Below are 233 nucleotides of genomic sequence, written 5' to 3'. Positions count from 1 at the left end.
CTTGGCAGTTGGAGGCGATGAAGGACGTACTAACTTGCGATAAGCTAAGTCAAGCCAGTAAGAGGCACTTGAGACTTAGATTTCCGAATGGGGAAACCCACCGCACAGCGGTATCTTGCAGTGAATACATAGCTGTAAGAGGCAAACCGGGAGAACTGAAACATCTAAGTACCCCGAGGAAAAGAAATCAACCGAGATTCCGAAAGTAGCGGCGAGCGAAATCGGATTAGCCC

1 rRNA gene is annotated in these 233 nt (G+C 48.9%); it reads left to right on the top strand.

Going from position 1 to position 233, the window contains the following annotated elements:
- Positions 1 to 233 (top strand): 23S ribosomal RNA (locus A7985_RS25565); the annotation flags it as partial.

This window comes from Pseudoalteromonas luteoviolacea (assembly GCF_001696455.1).
Taxonomy (GTDB): Bacteria; Pseudomonadota; Gammaproteobacteria; order Enterobacterales; family Alteromonadaceae; genus Pseudoalteromonas; species Pseudoalteromonas luteoviolacea_C.
Note: the sequence above shows the minus strand (reverse complement) of the source record. Positions and strands in the feature narration are given on the sequence as shown.